The organism is Nitrosomonas sp. (assembly GCF_019752415.1).
In the GTDB taxonomy this organism is placed as follows: Bacteria; Pseudomonadota; Gammaproteobacteria; order Burkholderiales; family Nitrosomonadaceae; genus Nitrosomonas.
Genome location: NZ_JAIEME010000103.1, coordinates 1 through 16,338, shown reverse-complemented (window position 1 = coordinate 16,338; position 16,338 = coordinate 1). Strand labels below are relative to the sequence as shown.

General features: G+C 43.2%; 19 protein-coding genes. 11 read left to right on the top strand and 8 right to left on the bottom strand.

Translation table 11 applies throughout. From position 1 onward, the window contains the following. The first annotated feature begins 176 nt into the window (after positions 1–176). Together K2P83_RS14370 and K2P83_RS13785 are read left to right on the top strand one after the other, a co-directional pair. Complete coding sequence (locus K2P83_RS14370; RefSeq protein ID WP_363279671.1) at positions 177–299, top strand: Mut7-C RNAse domain-containing protein; 123 nt, start codon at positions 177–179, stop codon at positions 297–299. A gap of 218 nt (positions 300–517) precedes the next feature. Next, complete coding sequence (locus K2P83_RS13785) at positions 518–1,627, top strand: hypothetical protein (RefSeq protein WP_292930155.1); 1,110 nt, start codon at positions 518–520, stop codon at positions 1,625–1,627. A 91-nt stretch (positions 1,628–1,718) separates the two neighbouring features. Here the strand turns inward: K2P83_RS13785 and K2P83_RS13780 are convergent, their stop codons facing one another. After that, entirely contained in the window at positions 1,719–2,159 is a 441-nt protein-coding gene (locus K2P83_RS13780; protein ID WP_292930159.1) for a pyrimidine dimer DNA glycosylase/endonuclease V, read from the bottom strand. A gap of 249 nt (positions 2,160–2,408) precedes the next feature. Between K2P83_RS13780 and K2P83_RS13775 the strand changes: the two genes are divergently transcribed. Beyond that, a complete protein-coding gene (locus K2P83_RS13775) occupies positions 2,409–3,029 on the top strand; it encodes a pyruvate-binding protein (RefSeq protein WP_292930153.1) in 621 nt (206 codons plus the stop codon). A 244-nt stretch (positions 3,030–3,273) separates the two neighbouring features. After that, entirely contained in the window at positions 3,274–3,447 is a 174-nt protein-coding gene (locus tag K2P83_RS13770) for a hypothetical protein (protein ID WP_292930151.1), read from the top strand. A gap of 33 nt (positions 3,448–3,480) precedes the next feature. Here the strand turns inward: K2P83_RS13770 and lspA are convergent, their stop codons facing one another. The 3 genes from lspA to K2P83_RS13755 are packed head-to-tail and all read right to left on the bottom strand — an operon-like array spanning position 3,481 to position 7,795. Continuing rightward, positions 3,481–3,969, bottom strand: coding sequence for a signal peptidase II (lspA, locus tag K2P83_RS13765; RefSeq protein WP_292930149.1), 489 nt, complete (start codon positions 3,967–3,969; stop codon positions 3,481–3,483). A 32-nt stretch (positions 3,970–4,001) separates the two neighbouring features. Beyond that, complete coding sequence (gene ileS / locus K2P83_RS13760) at positions 4,002–6,809, bottom strand: isoleucine--tRNA ligase (RefSeq protein ID WP_292930147.1); 2,808 nt, start codon at positions 6,807–6,809, stop codon at positions 4,002–4,004. A gap of 38 nt (positions 6,810–6,847) precedes the next feature. Continuing rightward, positions 6,848–7,795, bottom strand: coding sequence for a bifunctional riboflavin kinase/FAD synthetase (locus K2P83_RS13755; RefSeq protein ID WP_292930145.1), 948 nt, complete (start codon positions 7,793–7,795; stop codon positions 6,848–6,850). A gap of 194 nt (positions 7,796–7,989) precedes the next feature. Here K2P83_RS13755 and slmA point away from each other — a divergent pair, with 194 nt between their 5' ends. Beyond that, entirely contained in the window at positions 7,990–8,592 is a 603-nt protein-coding gene (gene slmA, locus K2P83_RS13750; protein ID WP_292930143.1) for a nucleoid occlusion factor SlmA, read from the top strand. A 43-nt stretch (positions 8,593–8,635) separates the two neighbouring features. Here the strand turns inward: slmA and moeB are convergent, their stop codons facing one another. From moeB to gpmA, 4 genes are all read right to left on the bottom strand, one after another. Then, on the bottom strand, positions 8,636–9,385 hold the full coding sequence (moeB, locus tag K2P83_RS13745) for a molybdopterin-synthase adenylyltransferase MoeB (protein WP_292930141.1): 750 nt from the start codon (positions 9,383–9,385) through the stop codon (positions 8,636–8,638). 12 nt (positions 9,386–9,397) lie between these two features. Then, on the bottom strand, positions 9,398–10,828 hold the full coding sequence (locus K2P83_RS13740; RefSeq protein WP_292930139.1) for a S41 family peptidase: 1,431 nt from the start codon (positions 10,826–10,828) through the stop codon (positions 9,398–9,400). 46 nt (positions 10,829–10,874) lie between these two features. Continuing rightward, positions 10,875–11,954, bottom strand: a complete 1,080-nt coding sequence (locus tag K2P83_RS13735) for a peptidoglycan DD-metalloendopeptidase family protein (RefSeq protein ID WP_292930137.1) — start codon at positions 11,952–11,954, stop codon at positions 10,875–10,877. Positions 11,955–12,145: 191 nt separating this feature from the next. Next, positions 12,146–12,895, bottom strand: a complete 750-nt coding sequence (gene gpmA / locus K2P83_RS13730; protein ID WP_292930135.1) for a 2,3-diphosphoglycerate-dependent phosphoglycerate mutase — start codon at positions 12,893–12,895, stop codon at positions 12,146–12,148. Positions 12,896–13,337: 442 nt separating this feature from the next. Between gpmA and K2P83_RS13725 the strand changes: the two genes are divergently transcribed. From K2P83_RS13725 to K2P83_RS13700, 6 genes are all read left to right on the top strand, one after another. Further along, positions 13,338–13,667 (top strand): rhodanese-like domain-containing protein, encoded by a 330-nt coding sequence (locus tag K2P83_RS13725; RefSeq protein WP_363279667.1) that lies wholly within the window; start codon positions 13,338–13,340, stop codon positions 13,665–13,667. An 8-nt stretch (positions 13,668–13,675) separates the two neighbouring features. Next, entirely contained in the window at positions 13,676–13,933 is a 258-nt protein-coding gene (gene grxC / locus K2P83_RS13720; RefSeq protein WP_292930131.1) for a glutaredoxin 3, read from the top strand. A gap of 75 nt (positions 13,934–14,008) precedes the next feature. Continuing rightward, positions 14,009–14,452: a protein-export chaperone SecB gene (secB, locus tag K2P83_RS13715; RefSeq protein WP_292930129.1), complete on the top strand. Its 444-nt coding sequence runs from the start codon at positions 14,009–14,011 to the stop codon at positions 14,450–14,452. Positions 14,453–14,480: 28 nt separating this feature from the next. Continuing rightward, positions 14,481–14,963 carry an SH3 domain-containing protein gene (locus K2P83_RS13710; RefSeq protein WP_292930127.1) on the top strand — a complete coding sequence of 161 codons (483 nt, stop codon included), beginning with the start codon at positions 14,481–14,483 and terminating at the stop codon, positions 14,961–14,963. Further along, a complete protein-coding gene (locus K2P83_RS13705; RefSeq protein WP_292930125.1) occupies positions 14,960–15,952 on the top strand; it encodes an NAD(P)H-dependent glycerol-3-phosphate dehydrogenase in 993 nt (330 codons plus the stop codon). The genes K2P83_RS13710 and K2P83_RS13705 overlap by 4 nt, the downstream gene beginning before the upstream one ends. Positions 15,953–16,188: 236 nt before the next feature. Beyond that, the coding region (locus K2P83_RS13700; protein WP_292930157.1) for an HU family DNA-binding protein at positions 16,189–16,338 on the top strand (150 nt) is incomplete at its 3' end.

Genomic DNA, 16,338 nt, shown 5'->3' with positions numbered 1-16,338 from the left:
TCCATATTTATCAGTATGATGCAGTTTATCAAACCTTTTTGACCAAAGTCGATGTGATCGAATAAATCAGTGTTTCCTTAATTTGTATTCTTTGATAAAACCACTGACACGCTGCACGCACTGTAATGGAAAATTAATGGAAACCGGAAAACAACAAATCGAATATTTCCTAGCCCTTGACAAGGGAATATTACGAAAAATTTCTAGTTTTTCCAGAATGTGGCCAGATTTACTGGCAGGGTGGGCATTATGTGCGCATAAAACTTCTGATTGATGAGTTTGCCGCAGAAAGATTATAGCTCGGTTTAATTCCTGATTGAAAATAATCTTTTACTGCAACTAGGATGCGCATCTCATCAGCCTTTTATTCAGCACCCATTCAGATTTTACTTGCTATGATTATTATAAATGCAAAGATATTTTTAATGGATTGCCTAGTGAGCAATAAACTCCAGGGTGGTCGTTAAAAATAAGATTAATTTGTGTTGCTTCATTAACATTGATGATTGAGGTTGATATGAAAAAGTTCAAATTAACTTGCCTGGCTATCATCCTTTGTGGGGTGTTTTTGGCACCGCCTGCAGGAGCTGAAGGAGATGGTGGTGGGGGCGATGGTGGAGGTTTTGATGGGGGCGACTTTGGAGGCGATTATGGCGGCGCTGATTTCGGAGGGGATTATGGAGGGGGAGATTATAGCGGTGATTACGACCCCAGTGGTTATTCTGACTATGGTGATTCTGATCAAAGTACTTTTGATCAGAATGGCTACGATCAAAGTGATGCGTTTTATCAGGATGATGGATTTAATCAACCGGAAGATTTTGGGGGAGGCGATGACCCTGGTCAGGGAGGTGACTTTGATCAAACGGGTGCATTCGGTCAGTCCAATGATTCTTATCCGAGCGATAGTGTAGATCAGAGTACTGGATCACAACAGAATGATGGATTTGCGCAGGAGCCACTTCGGAACGAACTTGCAACTGTACCTACAGATTCTACTGGAGCTGCTGGATCTCCTGATTCTGCTGGGGCCGATCAATCGAATCAGGACAGTGGTGTTACTCAGGGCGATTCTTCAACTCAGATTGTGAATATTGAAAATAATAATAGTTCAGATAATAATACTGAGCAGAATCAAGATCATGGACATGATCATCATGGCGGGGGGCACCATCATCATGGCGGATTTGATTCGGGATTCGGGCTAGGCCTAGGTGTTGGATTGGGATTTGGATTCGGTCCATGGGGTCCTTTTAGTCCATTCGGTCCTTTTGGAGGCTTTGGCTATTATGGCTTTGGTGCGCCGTTTAGTAGTTTTGGCTTTTACAGTAATCGGGTGGGTGTCGGGCTCTATAATAACGTTGGTTTTGGGCCATATCGCTATTTTGATCCCTACTACCCACTGGGTGGTTACCCTGCAATGATTGCTGCATCTCCGGTATTCTCAGCTCCGATGGTTGTAACTCAACCCAGAGTCCCAACCTATGTTCAGCAAAATCAAGTTTCCCGGCCTGCTCCTGTGCAGAATAGAAATTACTGGCATTATTGCCGTAATCCTGAAGGATACTACCCTTATGTCAAAGAGTGTGCAGGAGAGTGGATCAAGGTGCCTCCGCAGCCTTCTTGATTATTCAGACGAGCGTGCCAGAATGAGGGGCAGAAAAAGTTTTTATCCGATTGGTTTTATTTGATTAAATTTTTTAAGAAAAATGATAGGATTATTTGGCAGGGTTGATTATTTCCCAATCTTCAATATTCCCCGCGGTTTCGTTAAAGATTGGATGAGCACTTATCTCACTGACTTCTTTGAGGCGAGCATAGCGCCGATGATCTCTATCTTTCAGTTTTCCCAATAAGTGGCCAAACTCGTATTCCAGTTGCCCGCTAGTGACTGTAATTTTTTTTGTACAATACTGAGCGGTGATTTTATTTCTATCAAAGTGATAACCCCGGATTTCTGCTTCATCTACTACAAATCCCAGATAAGCAGCGATAGCGGCAACAGGATCTGTTGTATTCTTGAATCTTGTTAATTGAGGGTGATTTTTATATCCCTTGGTATAGCCTTGCAAAACCTTCTGAGCTAAAAGGCCCTCGCGCCACAGGGCTACCAAGCCTTTAGCATCTAAATAATAGGGATGTACTGACCAAAGTCGCATGATAACCAATTGAATTTAAATTTGGTTTTTCTCAAATTCAGTTTTAAACGTATCGTTTGTTTGATTTTGTCGATTTCATTGTTCTGATAATACACCGGGTAGAGCTTTTTAGGTCTGAAAGCTAGCAAGATATCCTTAGGATCAATGCCCAATTTTTCTATTTCAGAGAAGCTATATCGTTCCGATATCAAGATTTATTGGTGAGAAGCCGAAATATGTTTACCTTTTATACTTGAATGGGAGATAGTGATGAATAGTTTTACTAAATATGTGGCCAGCATCTTGTTTGCAATCCCGATGATAGCTTCGGCAGCCGTGGATCTCGTGACGAATGGCAGTTTCGAAGCGGATTCGCAAGCGAGCGGTACCTGGAATATCTATAATTCGTTGACCGGGTGGACGGGTATCCCAAACATCGAGCTGCGCAATAATGTTGCTGGAACTGCTTATGAGGGAGGTAATTTTATCGAATTGGATACTTATTCGAATAGCTCGTTGTCACAACTTTTGGTTGGTACTCCTGGTCTGTATCAATTGAGCTTTTGGTATTCAGCCCGTCCGGGTACTGGCGCCACTAATGATCTGACGTTCACGGTTGATGGATCTGCTCCTGTGACTGTCTTGAATGGTGCTAGTAATTCAGGCAGTGATCACATGTGGTTAAATTATTCGACAATCATTAACTTTGATGGATATGGGTTGCTGACTTTTAGCGCCAGTGGAATAAGCGATAGCTATGGCGGCTCGCTCGATATGGTTTCATTTGCCAGTCCTATACCCGAGTCAGAGACCTATGTCATGCTGTTAACCGGACTTGGGTTGTTGAGCCTTACTGCGCATCGCAAGAAAAAAAACATTAGACCCGATTAAATTTTTTCAGGAACCTCGTCATAAAGATGAGGCTTTTTTATTGAAGGTGCTGAAGCATGTGATGCCGGAATAACGATGATTTATAAGCTTTGGACAAGGATAATGAAGAATGATATGGTAATTGGGTAATTGCAAGTTTGTTGGATGGTCATAGTGATTGCAGACGATTCACAGAATAGGCCATTAAAAGATTCTAGTAAATTGACTGCAACCATTAAAATATCACTTTGTATAGGAATTCAGAATGAAGAGAAAACGGATAGTAAGCTTGGTTGCTCTCTTAATGATACTGCCACTGTTATCGGGTTGTTGGACACTTGTTGTTGCGGGTGCAGGTGCTTATGGCGGGTATAAAATGAAAGAGAACGGCTATACACTACAAAACCCGATTACCAAGGAAAAGAAATCGAACAAGTAAGATTCCTGGCGATAGGGTTGTACCAAGGACTACTTAACCTTTTATTTTAGAATTTTCAGAATCTTCTTTGTGCTGGAAACTTTCGTATATCATCAGCGCGGCACCGATAAAGATGGCGGAATCGGCGATGTTGAATGCTGGCCAGTGATAGGTGCCGATGTAGAAATCCAGAAAATCGACTACATGACCAAGCGTGACGCGGTCATATAAATTCCCTAAAGCACCGCCCAAAATTAGACTCAATGACATGCAGAATAATTTTTCATGTTTGTATTTATTGAGTAGGAAGACGATCAATAATGCGGCACTGCCCGCGACTCCGCTCAGGAACCAACGCTGCCAGCCCGACTCTTCGCTCAGAAAGCTAAAGGCCGCGCCGGGATTGTAGGTCAGCACCAAGTTAAAAAATCCGGTCAATGGAATTTTCTGACCAAATTCCAATGCAGACTCTACCCAATATTTGCTGGCAAGGTCCAGAACCAGAACGATCAAAGCAATGCTCAGGCTGATGTAAAGCTTCATAGCAGAAGTTCCCGTTGGATAAGTGTTAGGTTTTAGGCGTAGTGTCGTTCTTCACCGTCGCCATAAAGATTAGTGACGCAACGCTCGCACAATGTGGGGTGTTCCGCGCGATGCCCGACATCCCGGCGATAATGCCAGCAGCGTTCGCATTTTTTCTGTGTGCTGGATGCCACAACGATTTTTTCCTTCTGCGAATCATTGATCTGAATCAGATGAACTTCAGAAACAATCAATACGAAGCGTAAATCATCGCCCAGAGCCCTAAGTAGGGTGAAGTCGTCACTGTTGGTGTGAATTTCTACCGTCGCCGCCAATGAGGAACCGATTTTTCCTTGTGCGCGAGAGCCCTCCAGTTTTTTTAGCACTTGCGAACGCAAAGTGCGTATTCTCAACCAGCGCTGCTGTAATAACTGGGTATCGGGCTGCGCTGGAAAAGTATGCCAATACTGCAATAGCACACTGTCTTCTTTGTCACCAGTCAGATGTTCCCATACTTCTTCCGAAGTGAAGCTCAGGATTGGCGCAAACAGGCGTACCAGGCTATGTGCGATATGGTATAGCGCGGTTTGTGCCGAGCGGCGTGGCGTGCCTTTGGCTGCAGCTGTGTACAGGCGATCCTTGAGGATATCTAGATAAAAGCCACCCAAGTCTTCAGAGCAGAAATTGTGCAGTTTGTGCACTACTTGATGGAATTCATAACGCTGATAGCTTTGTGTCAAGTCTTCTTGGAAAGAATCGGTAAACGCCAGCATATAGCGATCAATTTCCAGGCAATCAGAGACAGCAACCAGATCGGTCTGTGGATTAAAGTCCATTAGATTAGCGAGTAAAAAGCGCAGTGTATTACGGATGCGCCGATAGCTCTCGACGACTCGTTTCAGAATTTCTTCGGAAATGGAAAGCTCACCGGAATAATCAGTTGAAGCCACCCATAAACGCAAAATATCGGCACCGGAAGTATCCATCACTTTCTGCGGTGCGATGACGTTTCCTTTGGATTTGCTCATTTTGTGACCGCTGCCATCCACCACGAATCCGTGTGTGAGCAATGCATCATAAGGGGCTCGGCCATTAATGGCACAACCGGTCAGCAGCGAAGACTGGAACCAGCCGCGATGCTGGTCGGAGCCCTCCAGATACAGATCAACCGGATATTTGAGTTGAGCATTCGGCTTAACGATGGTGGCGTGTGTGGTGCCGGAATCAAACCAAACATCCAGTGTGTCGGTCAGTTTTTGATAATCCTTGGCTTCTTCCCCCAGCAATTCAGCGGCATCCAGTGCAAACCAAGCTTCGATGCCTTGTTGTTCCACTTTTTGCGCCACTTGCTCGAGTAGCTCGAGTGATCGTGGATGCGGCAAGTGGGTTTCTCTATGCACGAAAAGGGCCATCGGAACGCCCCAGTTACGCTGGCGTGATACGCACCAATCCGGGCGGTTCTTAATCATCGCTTCCAGGCGGGCCTTGCCCCATGACGGGTAAAATTCAGTGGACTCGACAGCCTGTATGGCCAGTTCACGCAGGGTTTGTTTCTGCGCAGTTGCATCGATTGCACCTTGTAGATTCATGCCAATAAACCATTGTGGCGTGGCGCGGAAAATGATGGGTGTTTTATGGCGCCAGCAATGCGGATAACTGTGCTCGATTTTTTTCAGGCAAAACAGATGTCCGCTGGTTTTGAGTGTGTCGATGACAACATTGTCGGCTTTCCATACCAACATGCCACCCACGAGAGGTGTGTTGGCCTTGAATTTTCCATGACCATCGACAGGACTGTCGACGGGTAGCCCATATAATTGACCGACAAAATAATCATCCTGACCATGCGCCGGTGCGGTGTGCACAAGCCCCGTGCCAGCCTCCAATGTAACATGTTCGCCACAGATGATTTTGACCGTGCGTGGCTCAAACGGATGTTGTAATTTTAACTTTTCAAGTTCGGATCCCGTGCAGGGGATACCGTCGTGCTCAATGGCGGTCAAGCCGTAGCGCTCCAGACAAGCTTGCTTCAGTTCGGCTGCGAGGATCAGCCAGCCGCGTGTTGTTTTTATCAGTTCATAATTAAAATCCGGGTGAACGCTGACCGCTTGGTTGGCTGGTAGTGTCCAGGGCGTGGTAGTCCAGATGGTGGCATAAATGGTGTCATTTTCCGGGATCGGGATGCCAAAGACGTCGCAGAGCAATCGATGTTCGGACGATTGCACGGTAAAACCAACATCAATCGCGGGCGAAGTCTTGTCTTCATATTCCACTTCCGCTTCAGCCAATGCCGAGCCACAATCAATACACCAGTTGACCGGCTTCTGTCCCTGATACAAATAACCACTCTGATAAATCTTTCCCAGTGCACGAATAATATCTGCTTCTGTTTTGAAGTTCATCGTGAGATAGGGATTATCCCAATCGCCAAGCACGCCGAGGCGAATGAAATCAGCTTTCTGGCGCTCTACCTGTTCCTTGGCAAAAGTACGGCAAAGCTCTCGCACTTTATCAGCCGGTAAATGTTTGCCATGTTTCTTCTCGATTTGATGCTCAATGGGTAGCCCATGACAATCCCAACCCGGAATATATGGTGCATCGAAACCAGCCAATGTTTTACTTTTTATAATGATATCTTTGAGAATTTTGTTGACCGCATGACCGATGTGAATGTCGCCATTGGCATAAGGGGGGCCGTCATGCAGAATGAATTTGGGGCGCCCTTTGCTGACAGAGCGGATTTTCTGATACAGATTCTTTTCTTGCCAGGCCTTTAGCATGTCCGGTTCACGGCTGGCCAGATTGCCGCGCATCGGGAAGGGGGTATCGAGTAAATTGAGGGTTTTTTTATAATCGGTCATGAAATAAATTAGTGGGTTAAAGGACGCTACTGGCTACTTTAATGGTTCTGAATCGTCAGGAAAAAGTCTTTTGCTTGCACGACATCTTTTTTAATTTGAACGATGAGTTTGTCGATATCCGCATATTTTTCTTCGTCGCGCAACTTGTGCAGAAAATCGACTTGTAAGTGTTGCCCGTAAATGTCCTGGTTAAAGTCAAACAAATGTACTTCCAATACAGGTTTTCCATTTTTATGGACTGTTGGTCTCACGCCCAGACTGGCAACGCCGGGAAGTATTGTTGCTGGCGATGACTGGATAGCGCCGCGTACGGCAACAACAAAAATACCCGAGAGTGGCGGGTGATTATATTTCAACTGAATATTTGCTGTCGGAAATCCGATTTTTTTGCCTAGTTTATCACCATCAATCACACGCCCACTGATGCTGTAAGGTCTGCCTAGTAATTTTCCGGCCATATTAAGATCGCCAGTGGCAAGTGCTTGCCGGGTAGCAGTGCTTGAAATACGTTGATTGTCAATGGCGACACTGGGCATGACCTCTACGGAGAAACCATTTGCTGCTGAATGGGCTTGCAGCATGGCAAAATCACCCGCACGTCGTGCACCAAAACGAAAATCATCCCCCACAAGCAACCAGCGAACAGACAGCTCTTGATTCAGAATGCGCGTAATAAATTGTTCTGGATTAATTCTGGCAAAATCATAATTGAAGCGGCAAATATGGATACAATCGACTTCTGACTGGATTAAGTATTTCAGTTTTTCCCGCAAGCTGGTCAGGCGTGCAGGTGCTTGATCTGGAGCAAAAAATTCACGTGGATGCGGCTCGAAAGTCATTACGCAGGCAGGTAGTCCAAGCCGCTTGGCAGCATCCTTCAGACGGATAAGCATTGCTTGATGGCCTAAATGAACGCCATCAAAATTACCTATGGTCAGTGCAATCGGCGTTTTTGCGCGTATCGATGACCTTCGCCAAGTATGCATGAACAGGAAACCCTAAAATTAGTAATTCTAGCTTGTTTCAGGCGAACAGGTCTAGTTCGTATCCAGTTATTATGACTATTGATTTGCCAAATAGACCAACAGTGAGTAATCTAAAAAAAGCAGAATAGTTTTTGCCTTGGTCTGTTAATTTGTTATATTTCATTTATTGCCTTTGTTTCTTCGCGGTTAACCAATTGAAGCCTTCCTACCAGTCAGTAAAATCCAGTGAAAGAAAAGATCAGATCCTGCAAGCTTTGGCCAGGATGCTGGAGTATCCGCAGAGAAAGAGGATTACCACCGCAGCGTTAGCCGCTCAGCTGGAAATTTCAGAATCATCGTTGTATCGTTGTTTTTCCAATAAATCACAGATGTTTGAGGCTTTGATTGAATTTATTGAGCGAACATTGTTTTTGCTGATTAACAAGATTCAGCAAGATGATAATTGTGACACAAAGCAGATCGAAAAATTATTGTTGCTGTTATTAGGTTTTTCGCAAAAAAACCCGGGCATGACGCGTATTCTGATCGGTGATGTGCTGGTAAATGAAAATGAGCATTTGCAGTTACGTATTAATCAATTGCATGATCGGTTGGAAGCCACTTTAAAACAGGCACTAAGGTTTGCTGTCAGCGAGCATAAAATAACCACTAACCTTGATGTTGCGGCACAAGCCAATTTATTTATGTGCTTTATTGTTGGCCGCTGGTATCAGTTTGTGAAAAGTGAGTTCGAGCGTGACCCACTCGCAAAATGGGAAGTGCAGCGGCTGAGTTTGCTTCCTGCAGAGATTCTCTAAAGCGTGAGAATTCAACGGATCACTGGGTATCAATCGGCAATTCTTATGAATGACATACTGGACAGGCTGGATCTTTGTGCAGTTTGATCGTGCGCCAGTTCATCGTGAGGCTATCCAATAACTGTAAGCGGCCATTCAGACTTTCTCCAATATTTAGTAGGATTTTTAGTGTCTCTGCAGCTTGCATGCAGCCGATAATGCCAACTAACGGCGAGAATACCCCCATTATTGCACAAGGCATGTCTTCCTGTTCTTCGGCGGTAATTGGATATAGACAGTGATAACAGGGGCTATGAGCATGGCGTAAATCAAATAGGCTAACTTGCCCGTCAAAACGTACTACAGCACCGGAAATCAAAGGTTTTTTTTGGGAAACACAAGCTTGATTAACATGGTGGCGCGTGCTGAAGTTATCGCTGGCATCAACCACAGCATCGACTTCTGTGGCGAGTTGTAATAATTTTTCCGCGTCTACCTGCTCCTGGATTGTGATGACGTTGACTTCCGGATTAATTCTGGCGAGTGTTTGCTTTGCGGAGAGAACTTTTGCTAGGCCAATAGAACCGCTGTCATGGATAATTTGTCGCTGCAGATTGGTAAGATCAACTCGATCACCATCACAGATGATCAGGTTGCCCACTCCACTGGCAGCAAGGTACAGTGCTATCGGAGAACCTAAACCGCCAGCGCCGACAATTAATACGCGTGATTGATTGAGCTTCTCCTGCCCCGCAATATCAATTTGCGGGAGCAGGATATGACGGCTATATCGAAGTAGCTGGTTATCATTCACGATCCTTGTGAATCAGCTGTCGCTCTCATCACCCTTTTTTTCAGGTGGTGCAGTAATACCCTTAAAGTAATTCATGGCTTGGGTTAGCAAAAGATCTTCCGCCGAGCCAAATTCGATAGGGGTTTTATTCTTCTCGTCTTTATTCTTATTAGCTTTCTTCTTGTTTACAGGTTTTTGTGTTGCTTTAACTGTATCAGAGTCAGCATTCTTTGTTTCCGCTTTTTTACCGCTTGTTAAATGACGATTCAGATCCGCTTCACGCAAGCGTTGATCATCACCGCTATCGGCTTCATCCAGAATATCGGGAGTAATTCCTTTTGCCTGGATAGACTGGCCATTGGGCGTGTAGTAGCGCGCAGTTGTCAACTTGATTGCTGTGTTATTTCCTAATGGTAATATCGTTTGAACAGATCCTTTACCAAACGTTTGTGATCCCATTACTACAGAACGTTTGTGATCTTGCAAGGCACCTGCCACAATTTCTGATGCTGAAGCAGAACCGCCATTGACCAATGTGATCATCGGTACGGTTTTGACTTCAGAAGGTAATCCTTTTAAATAATCCTCATCAGGACCGCGAAGATAATACTCAGGGTTAGCGTGCAATTTCATTTTTGCATCGGGACTGCGTCCTTCCGTGTACACAACCAGCGCATTTTCTGGCAGAAAAGCGGCGGATACAGCGACAGCACCATTCAGTAATCCACCTGGATCATTGCGCAGATCCAATATTAATCCTTTCATGGATCCAGTATTCTCAGTAAAAAGTGTCCTGATAGCTTGTGCGAGATTCTCACCGGTTTGTTCTTGAAACTGCGTGATACGGATATAAGCATAACCAGGTTCGATCATTTTCGATTTAACACTTTGGGTTTTTATGATGTCACGCACTAAATTAAAGATCAGTGGTTCTGTCTCACCTTCCCGCACGATAGTAATCTTTATGGGAGTATTGGGTTTGCCACGCATGAGCTTAATTGCATCATTCAAAGTCATACCTTTTACAATGGTGTCATCCAGTTTTACAATCAGATCACCGGTTTTTATACCTGCACGAAATGCGGGAGTATCTTCAATCGGTGAAATTACTTTTACGACACCGTCTTCCATGGTGACCTGAATGCCTAACCCGCCGAACTCACCTTGTGTTCCGATTTGCAGCTCTTTGTAATCGTCTTTATCCAGGTAGGATGAATGGGGATCCAGACCGACCAGCATGCCATTAATAGCTTCAGTAATCAGTTTTTTGTCTTCAACGGATTCGACATAGTCACTTTTGATGCGGCCGAACACCTGAGCGAATGTACGTAATTCTTCGATCGGCAGCGGGTGAATCGCCTCGATATTATCTTTCTTGGCAATAGCAGAGAAATTCAAACTGAGCATTATTCCAGCGATTGCACCAATTAGAATTAAACCTGTTTTCTTGATTACGTTACTCATTATGCTATCTCCGCACTGATCAAATTTATGTAAATGGCTACTACGTTCATTCTATTTTTATCCACGTTAAAGGGTCAAACGCTTTACCTCCATGACGAAGTTCAAAGTATAAACCTGAATCTGTATTACCACCGCTATTTCCAACTGTTGCAATCGTATCTCCGCCGCGAATAGTATCACCCACTTGTTTGTGGAGTGTTGCGTTGTTGCCATAAAGACTCATATAGCTATTTCCATGATCCAAAATTATCAGATTACCAAAACCTCTTAACCAGTCTGCAAACACTACTCTGCCACCTGAGATAGCTTTAACATCACTGCCAACAGGCGATTGAATAAACAGTCCTTTCCAAGAAATATGCTTACCTGAGCGTTGACCACCAAAAGTGTTCACAAGTTTCCCTCGCACGGGTAAATTTAATTTGCCTTTGAGCGCTGAGAATGGAAAACCTGCTGTAAAGGCATCTGGGAGCTTATTGTTAATCAATGTATCCGTAGATTTGTCTTGAACAAGTAATTTATTTATCTCATTAACTAAATTGGTTATACGCTTTTCATCCTTCTCGAGTTTATTAATTTCTTGTTGTTGCTGAGTAATTTTTCCAGATACCTGTGAGAGTATAGTCTCTTGCTTGGCTTTCTCTTGCTCAAGTTTTTTGCGTTGACTGAAATATTCAGCTTGAATAGCAGTGATTTCTTCTTTCTTTTGACGGCTAGTTTGCGTTATTACTTCAATTTCATCTTGATTATTTTGAAGATTCTTGATAATGCCCGAACGGGTGAGTGAGAGTTGTTGGTAATAATAGACATTCCGCGCAATTTGATTAGGATTTTGCTGGTTCAGTAATAGCCGTAAATAATCCTGCTGGCCCCCTACATATTGTTGGTAGAGCAATCGCTCTAGTTGATTTCGTTCGATTTCTATTTTATCTCTGATTTGGCTGTGTTGTTTTTGCAGTTGTTTGTATTCATCACTGGCTTGCCGGTCATTTGCAATGAGTTTGTTTAATCTGAGCGTGAAATTGTTAATTGCGTGCTCAGTTTTTTGTAACGCATCTGTTGTATCCTGTTTTAATGCTTCCTTGCTTGCTAAGTCTTTTTGCAGAGATTGGATACGCTCACGCAACAGCTTGAGATTCTCCTGGTTGTTGGAAAAAGCTGAGAGCGGGCAGAAAAAGATTAAAACACATATCATCAGCATCAACTGAATATATCGAATAGAAATAAAATTAAACGTATCAACTTCCAGATTGGTATGATTTATTCGAAATAGTGTATTGTTTACACGCATATCTGAATAAGTGAGTCGGATGTGTTTTAAACTACTGATTTACCCTGCTTAGCTACAATTTGCATAGCTTCCTGAATTTCGCTCTGATTCCCCAGATAATAGTTGCGGATTGGTTTCAGGTTGTCATCCAATTCATAAACTAATGGGATGCCGGTTGGAATGTTGCAGTTAAGGATCTCTTCATCAGAGATATTATCCAAATACTTAACCAGTGCTCTTAAAGAATTCCCATGTGCAGCAATGATAACGCTTTTCCCAGACTGAACTTGAGGTGCTATAACCGTATTCCAATAGGGTAAAAATCTTGCGACAGTATCTTTTAGGCACTCGGTCAAAGGTATGTCACCATGCGTTAGATCTTTATATCGCGGATCAGTACCGGCATAGCGATCATCATCGATGGTTAATGCAGGTGGCCTGACATCATAGCTCCTTCGCCATATTAAAACTTGCTCATCGCCATATTTGGCCGCAGTTTCAGCTTTGTTCAATCCTTGCAGGGCGCCATAATGTCGTTCATTTAATCGCCAAGTGTGTTGTACTGGAATCCACATCTGATTCATTTCGTCAAGCACTATCCACAAGGTACGAATGGCACGTCTAAGAACTGATGTATACGCGATATCAAATACAAATCCATGCTCTCGTAAGAGCTTCCCAGCATTTCGAGCTTCCTGTAAGCCTTGGGGTGTTAAATCAACATCTGTCCAGCCAGTAAATCGATTTTCTTTATTCCAGGTACTTTCTCCATGGCGAAGGAGAATAATTTTTTTCATATTGACCTTTTTATGAAAAGGGGGAGATTTGCAGCAATTAGTGTTAAAGATACTAATATTTTATTATACTTTTAGCTGCAAACACAGCATCTGACTGACTCTTTTGTGCGAATAGAAGGTAAGTAAGGTGTCTTTTTGTGAAAAATGATGACTGATTTTTATTTTTTCTGACAATAGTTCATAAAACAGATTGGGTATAATTAATTCTAGGATTAATTATTATTATTTGATAGGCATAATGTTACTATGCGTGGGCTTTAATGGCAGGATCAAGGAAACCCCGTAATTTTCCAGTTTCTGATAAAATTAACATTTAAAAAAACAGAATAAAGCTTATATGGAATTATCATTATTTCAAGATCATTTTCTTTTTAAATTAGAAAATTTCCTCTTTCTTATTACAGCAATAATCAGTGGCCTATTATTGCTGTGGCCATTGGTAATGCGTCGTGGTATCAAGGAAATCGACACACTTGCAGCCGTGCAACTGATAAATTACCAGGATGCATTGGTGTTGGATGTCCGCGATGATAGTGAGTATGCGACAGGCCATTTGCCGAACTCAAAACATATTCCATCTGAAAAGATTGAGGAACGTTGGGTAGAGTTGCAAAAATTTAAGGACAAGCCCATTTTGGTGATATACCCTGGTGGTATTCGATCCAATCATGCCAGTTTGGTTCTAAGGAAGAACGGTTTTCCTCAAGTAATTAATCTGATGGGCGGTATTGATGCCTGGAAGCGTGCGGGCTTGCCTATGGTTAAACGATAGAGAATTGAATGCCCAAGGTAATTATGTACACAACGAGTTTTTGTCCTTACTGCACAATGGCAGAGAGCTTGCTGCGCTCAAGAGGGGTTCAGGAAATTGAAAAAATATGCATCGATCTTGAGCCGGCCCAGCGTGCTGAGATGATGGGTAGAACAGGTCGTCGTACTGTACCGCAGATTTACATTGGTGAAAGACATGTGGGGGGGTATGACGATTTAACGCAACTGGATCGTAAAGGCGAATTGGCAGCATTGCTGGCAACTTGATCCGCAGGATTGGGTTGGTGCGATAACAATTGATAGTATAAATAAACTTTTAATTCACTACTGGAAAAAGTAAATATGAGTGAGCAACAGCAACCAGTTTTTGCCATAGAAAAAATCTATGTGAAGGATCTGTCCTTGGAGATTCCCAATGCGCCCAATATCTTTCTGGAGAGAGAGACACCTGAAATCAACTTGCAGCTTGGAACAAAAAGCCAAAGTATTGATGAGGGATTGTACGAGGTACTGTTAACGGTAACGGTAACAGCTAAGATTAAAGACAAAATAATGTTTCTGGTTGAGGTTCAGCAGGCTGGTATTTTTCGTATTCGTCATGTGCCTGATGGTGAAATTGACCCGATACTGGGCATAGGGTGTCCTAATATTCTTTTTCCTTATTTACGTGAAACGGTATCGGATATTGTGACACGAGCTGGCTTTCCGCCCGTTATTCTCAATCCAGTAAATTTTGAAGCTATTTATCAGCAAAAAAGAGCAGAAACGAATACGAATTTAAATTAAAAACCCGAACCTGGAGGTGAATATACCAATGAGAAAAAGCCTGCTGATTGAGTCATTCTGGTTGAAAAGCAGCCTGCGTGTTTTGCTGACCACTATCTTGTTGAATCTTCCCGGTTTCGTAGCTGCTGAAATGGAATTTTTTTCACTAGCGGAGAATGCTGTTGTTATGTATGACGCGCCATCGCTTAGAGCCGATAAATTATATGTAGCAGGTCGCTATCTTCCGGTCGAAGTCGTAGTGGATGTAGATGGATGGGCAAAAGTACGTGACAGTAGCGGGAGTCTTGCCTGGGTTGAAAAGAAAGTTTTAAGCCAACAACGGTATGTTGTTGTGACGGTACCATTAGCTAATATTTACCAATCGGCTGATATGAGCTCTGAATTGGTATTTCAAGCCGAGGAAAATATCGTTATGGAATGGATAGATTCTGATGTTAAAGGCTGGGTAAAAGTACGGCATCTCGATGGGCAGACTGGCTATGTCAAAGTCAATCAGGTCTGGGGTTCATGAGAATTGCTGTACTGGGTGCAGGTGCATGGGGATCGGCATTAGCAATTAGTTTATCTGCACGTCATCAGATCAGTTTGTGGTCAAAAGATCCAGATCATGCGATTGAAATGGATAGTCAGCGTATTAATCACAGTTTCTTGCCGGGTTATTCATTACCCGAATCTTTGAAAATCACATCAGCACTCAATGAAGCATTGGATGCTGCAGATCTTGCTCTAATTGTTGTACCCATCGTAGGTTTACGTGAAACATTGCGTGCTATTGCTGCAAACAAAATCAAGATACCGATCATATGGGGGTGTAAGGGATTTGAATCAGAAACTACGCATCTGCCGCATCAAGTTGTCGAAGCAGAGTATTCTGCCATATTGCCGTACTGTGGCGTATTGTCCGGCCCCAGTTTCGCAGAGGAGGTGGCGAAAGGATTGCCAACCGCTTTAACACTGGCATCCAAAGATATTGGTTTTTCCAGCAGAATGGCGGCTGAATTGCATAGTCCAAGATTACGTATTTATACCAGTCAAGACGTAATTGGTGTGGAAACAGGTGGCGCGGTTAAGAACGTAATTACCATAGCTGCAGGTATTTCCGATGGTATTGGATTTGGACATAATGCACGTGCAGCCCTGATTACGCGTGGATTGATGGAAATTACGCGGTTAGGACTTGCTTTGGGTGGGAGTATGAAGACCTTTATGGGGTTGGCTGGGGTTGGTGATCTAATTCTAACGAGTACTGGTGATTTATCTCGAAATAGAAAAGTAGGGCTGATGTTGGCCGAAGGAAAATCATTGAATGTTATTTTGAGTGAACTTGGACATGTTGCTGAAGGTGTGCACACAGCACAATCAGTACTTAGACTCGGAGATCAATTGAAGATAGAAATGCCGATTACACAAGCTGTCTGCAGCATTCTGCATGATGCTGTGTCAGCACGTACAGCTGTCGAAGTGTTGCTAAATCGTGAACAGAAAACAGAAATTTATTAATATAGAATCGGTATAGGAAACTTCAAGTAGTTTCGATTTTATGTAACTAGCTATTTGTTTCTATGTAATTTTCAATTTATTTAAATAGTTTTTCATTTTTAATCCAGTTGGTCTATCAGAGAAATGATGTAGCTGGACTGCCTTAATTTGCTTGACCGGGCGTTAACAGCTTGATATAAGAGCGTCTGCAGTACTTGCTTGTGATTTAATTACCATTAACTAAGAAGGGGAATTATATGAACAAATCCGAACTTATCGAAGCTATCGCAAAATCGGCTAAAATTTCTAAGGCCTCAGCAGGCAGTGCATTGGATGGAGCGTTAACTGCAATTAAAGAAGCGCTCAAAAAGAATGAAAGTGTAACTTTGGTCGGATTTGGTACTTTT

Coding starts and splice junctions, on each gene's coding strand:
- secB (WP_292930129.1), top strand. CDS start 14,009: ATGAGTGAGCAACAGCAACCAGTTTTTGCCATAGAAAAAATCTATGTG.
- K2P83_RS13740 (WP_292930139.1), bottom strand. CDS start 10,828: ATGAGTAACGTAATCAAGAAAACAGGTTTAATTCTAATTGGTGCAATC.
- K2P83_RS13725 (WP_363279667.1), top strand. CDS start 13,338: ATGCGTCGTGGTATCAAGGAAATCGACACACTTGCAGCCGTGCAACTG.
- ileS (WP_292930147.1), bottom strand. CDS start 6,809: ATGACCGATTATAAAAAAACCCTCAATTTACTCGATACCCCCTTCCCG.
- K2P83_RS13705 (WP_292930125.1), top strand. CDS start 14,960: ATGAGAATTGCTGTACTGGGTGCAGGTGCATGGGGATCGGCATTAGCA.
- gpmA (WP_292930135.1), bottom strand. CDS start 12,895: ATGAAAAAAATTATTCTCCTTCGCCATGGAGAAAGTACCTGGAATAAA.
- K2P83_RS13785 (WP_292930155.1), top strand. CDS start 518: ATGAAAAAGTTCAAATTAACTTGCCTGGCTATCATCCTTTGTGGGGTG.
- K2P83_RS13775 (WP_292930153.1), top strand. CDS start 2,409: ATGAATAGTTTTACTAAATATGTGGCCAGCATCTTGTTTGCAATCCCG.
- K2P83_RS13710 (WP_292930127.1), top strand. CDS start 14,481: ATGAGAAAAAGCCTGCTGATTGAGTCATTCTGGTTGAAAAGCAGCCTG.
- K2P83_RS13755 (WP_292930145.1), bottom strand. CDS start 7,795: ATGCATACTTGGCGAAGGTCATCGATACGCGCAAAAACGCCGATTGCA.
- grxC (WP_292930131.1), top strand. CDS start 13,676: ATGCCCAAGGTAATTATGTACACAACGAGTTTTTGTCCTTACTGCACA.
- lspA (WP_292930149.1), bottom strand. CDS start 3,969: ATGAAGCTTTACATCAGCCTGAGCATTGCTTTGATCGTTCTGGTTCTG.
- K2P83_RS13770 (WP_292930151.1), top strand. CDS start 3,274: ATGAAGAGAAAACGGATAGTAAGCTTGGTTGCTCTCTTAATGATACTG.
- K2P83_RS13780 (WP_292930159.1), bottom strand. CDS start 2,159: ATGCGACTTTGGTCAGTACATCCCTATTATTTAGATGCTAAAGGCTTG.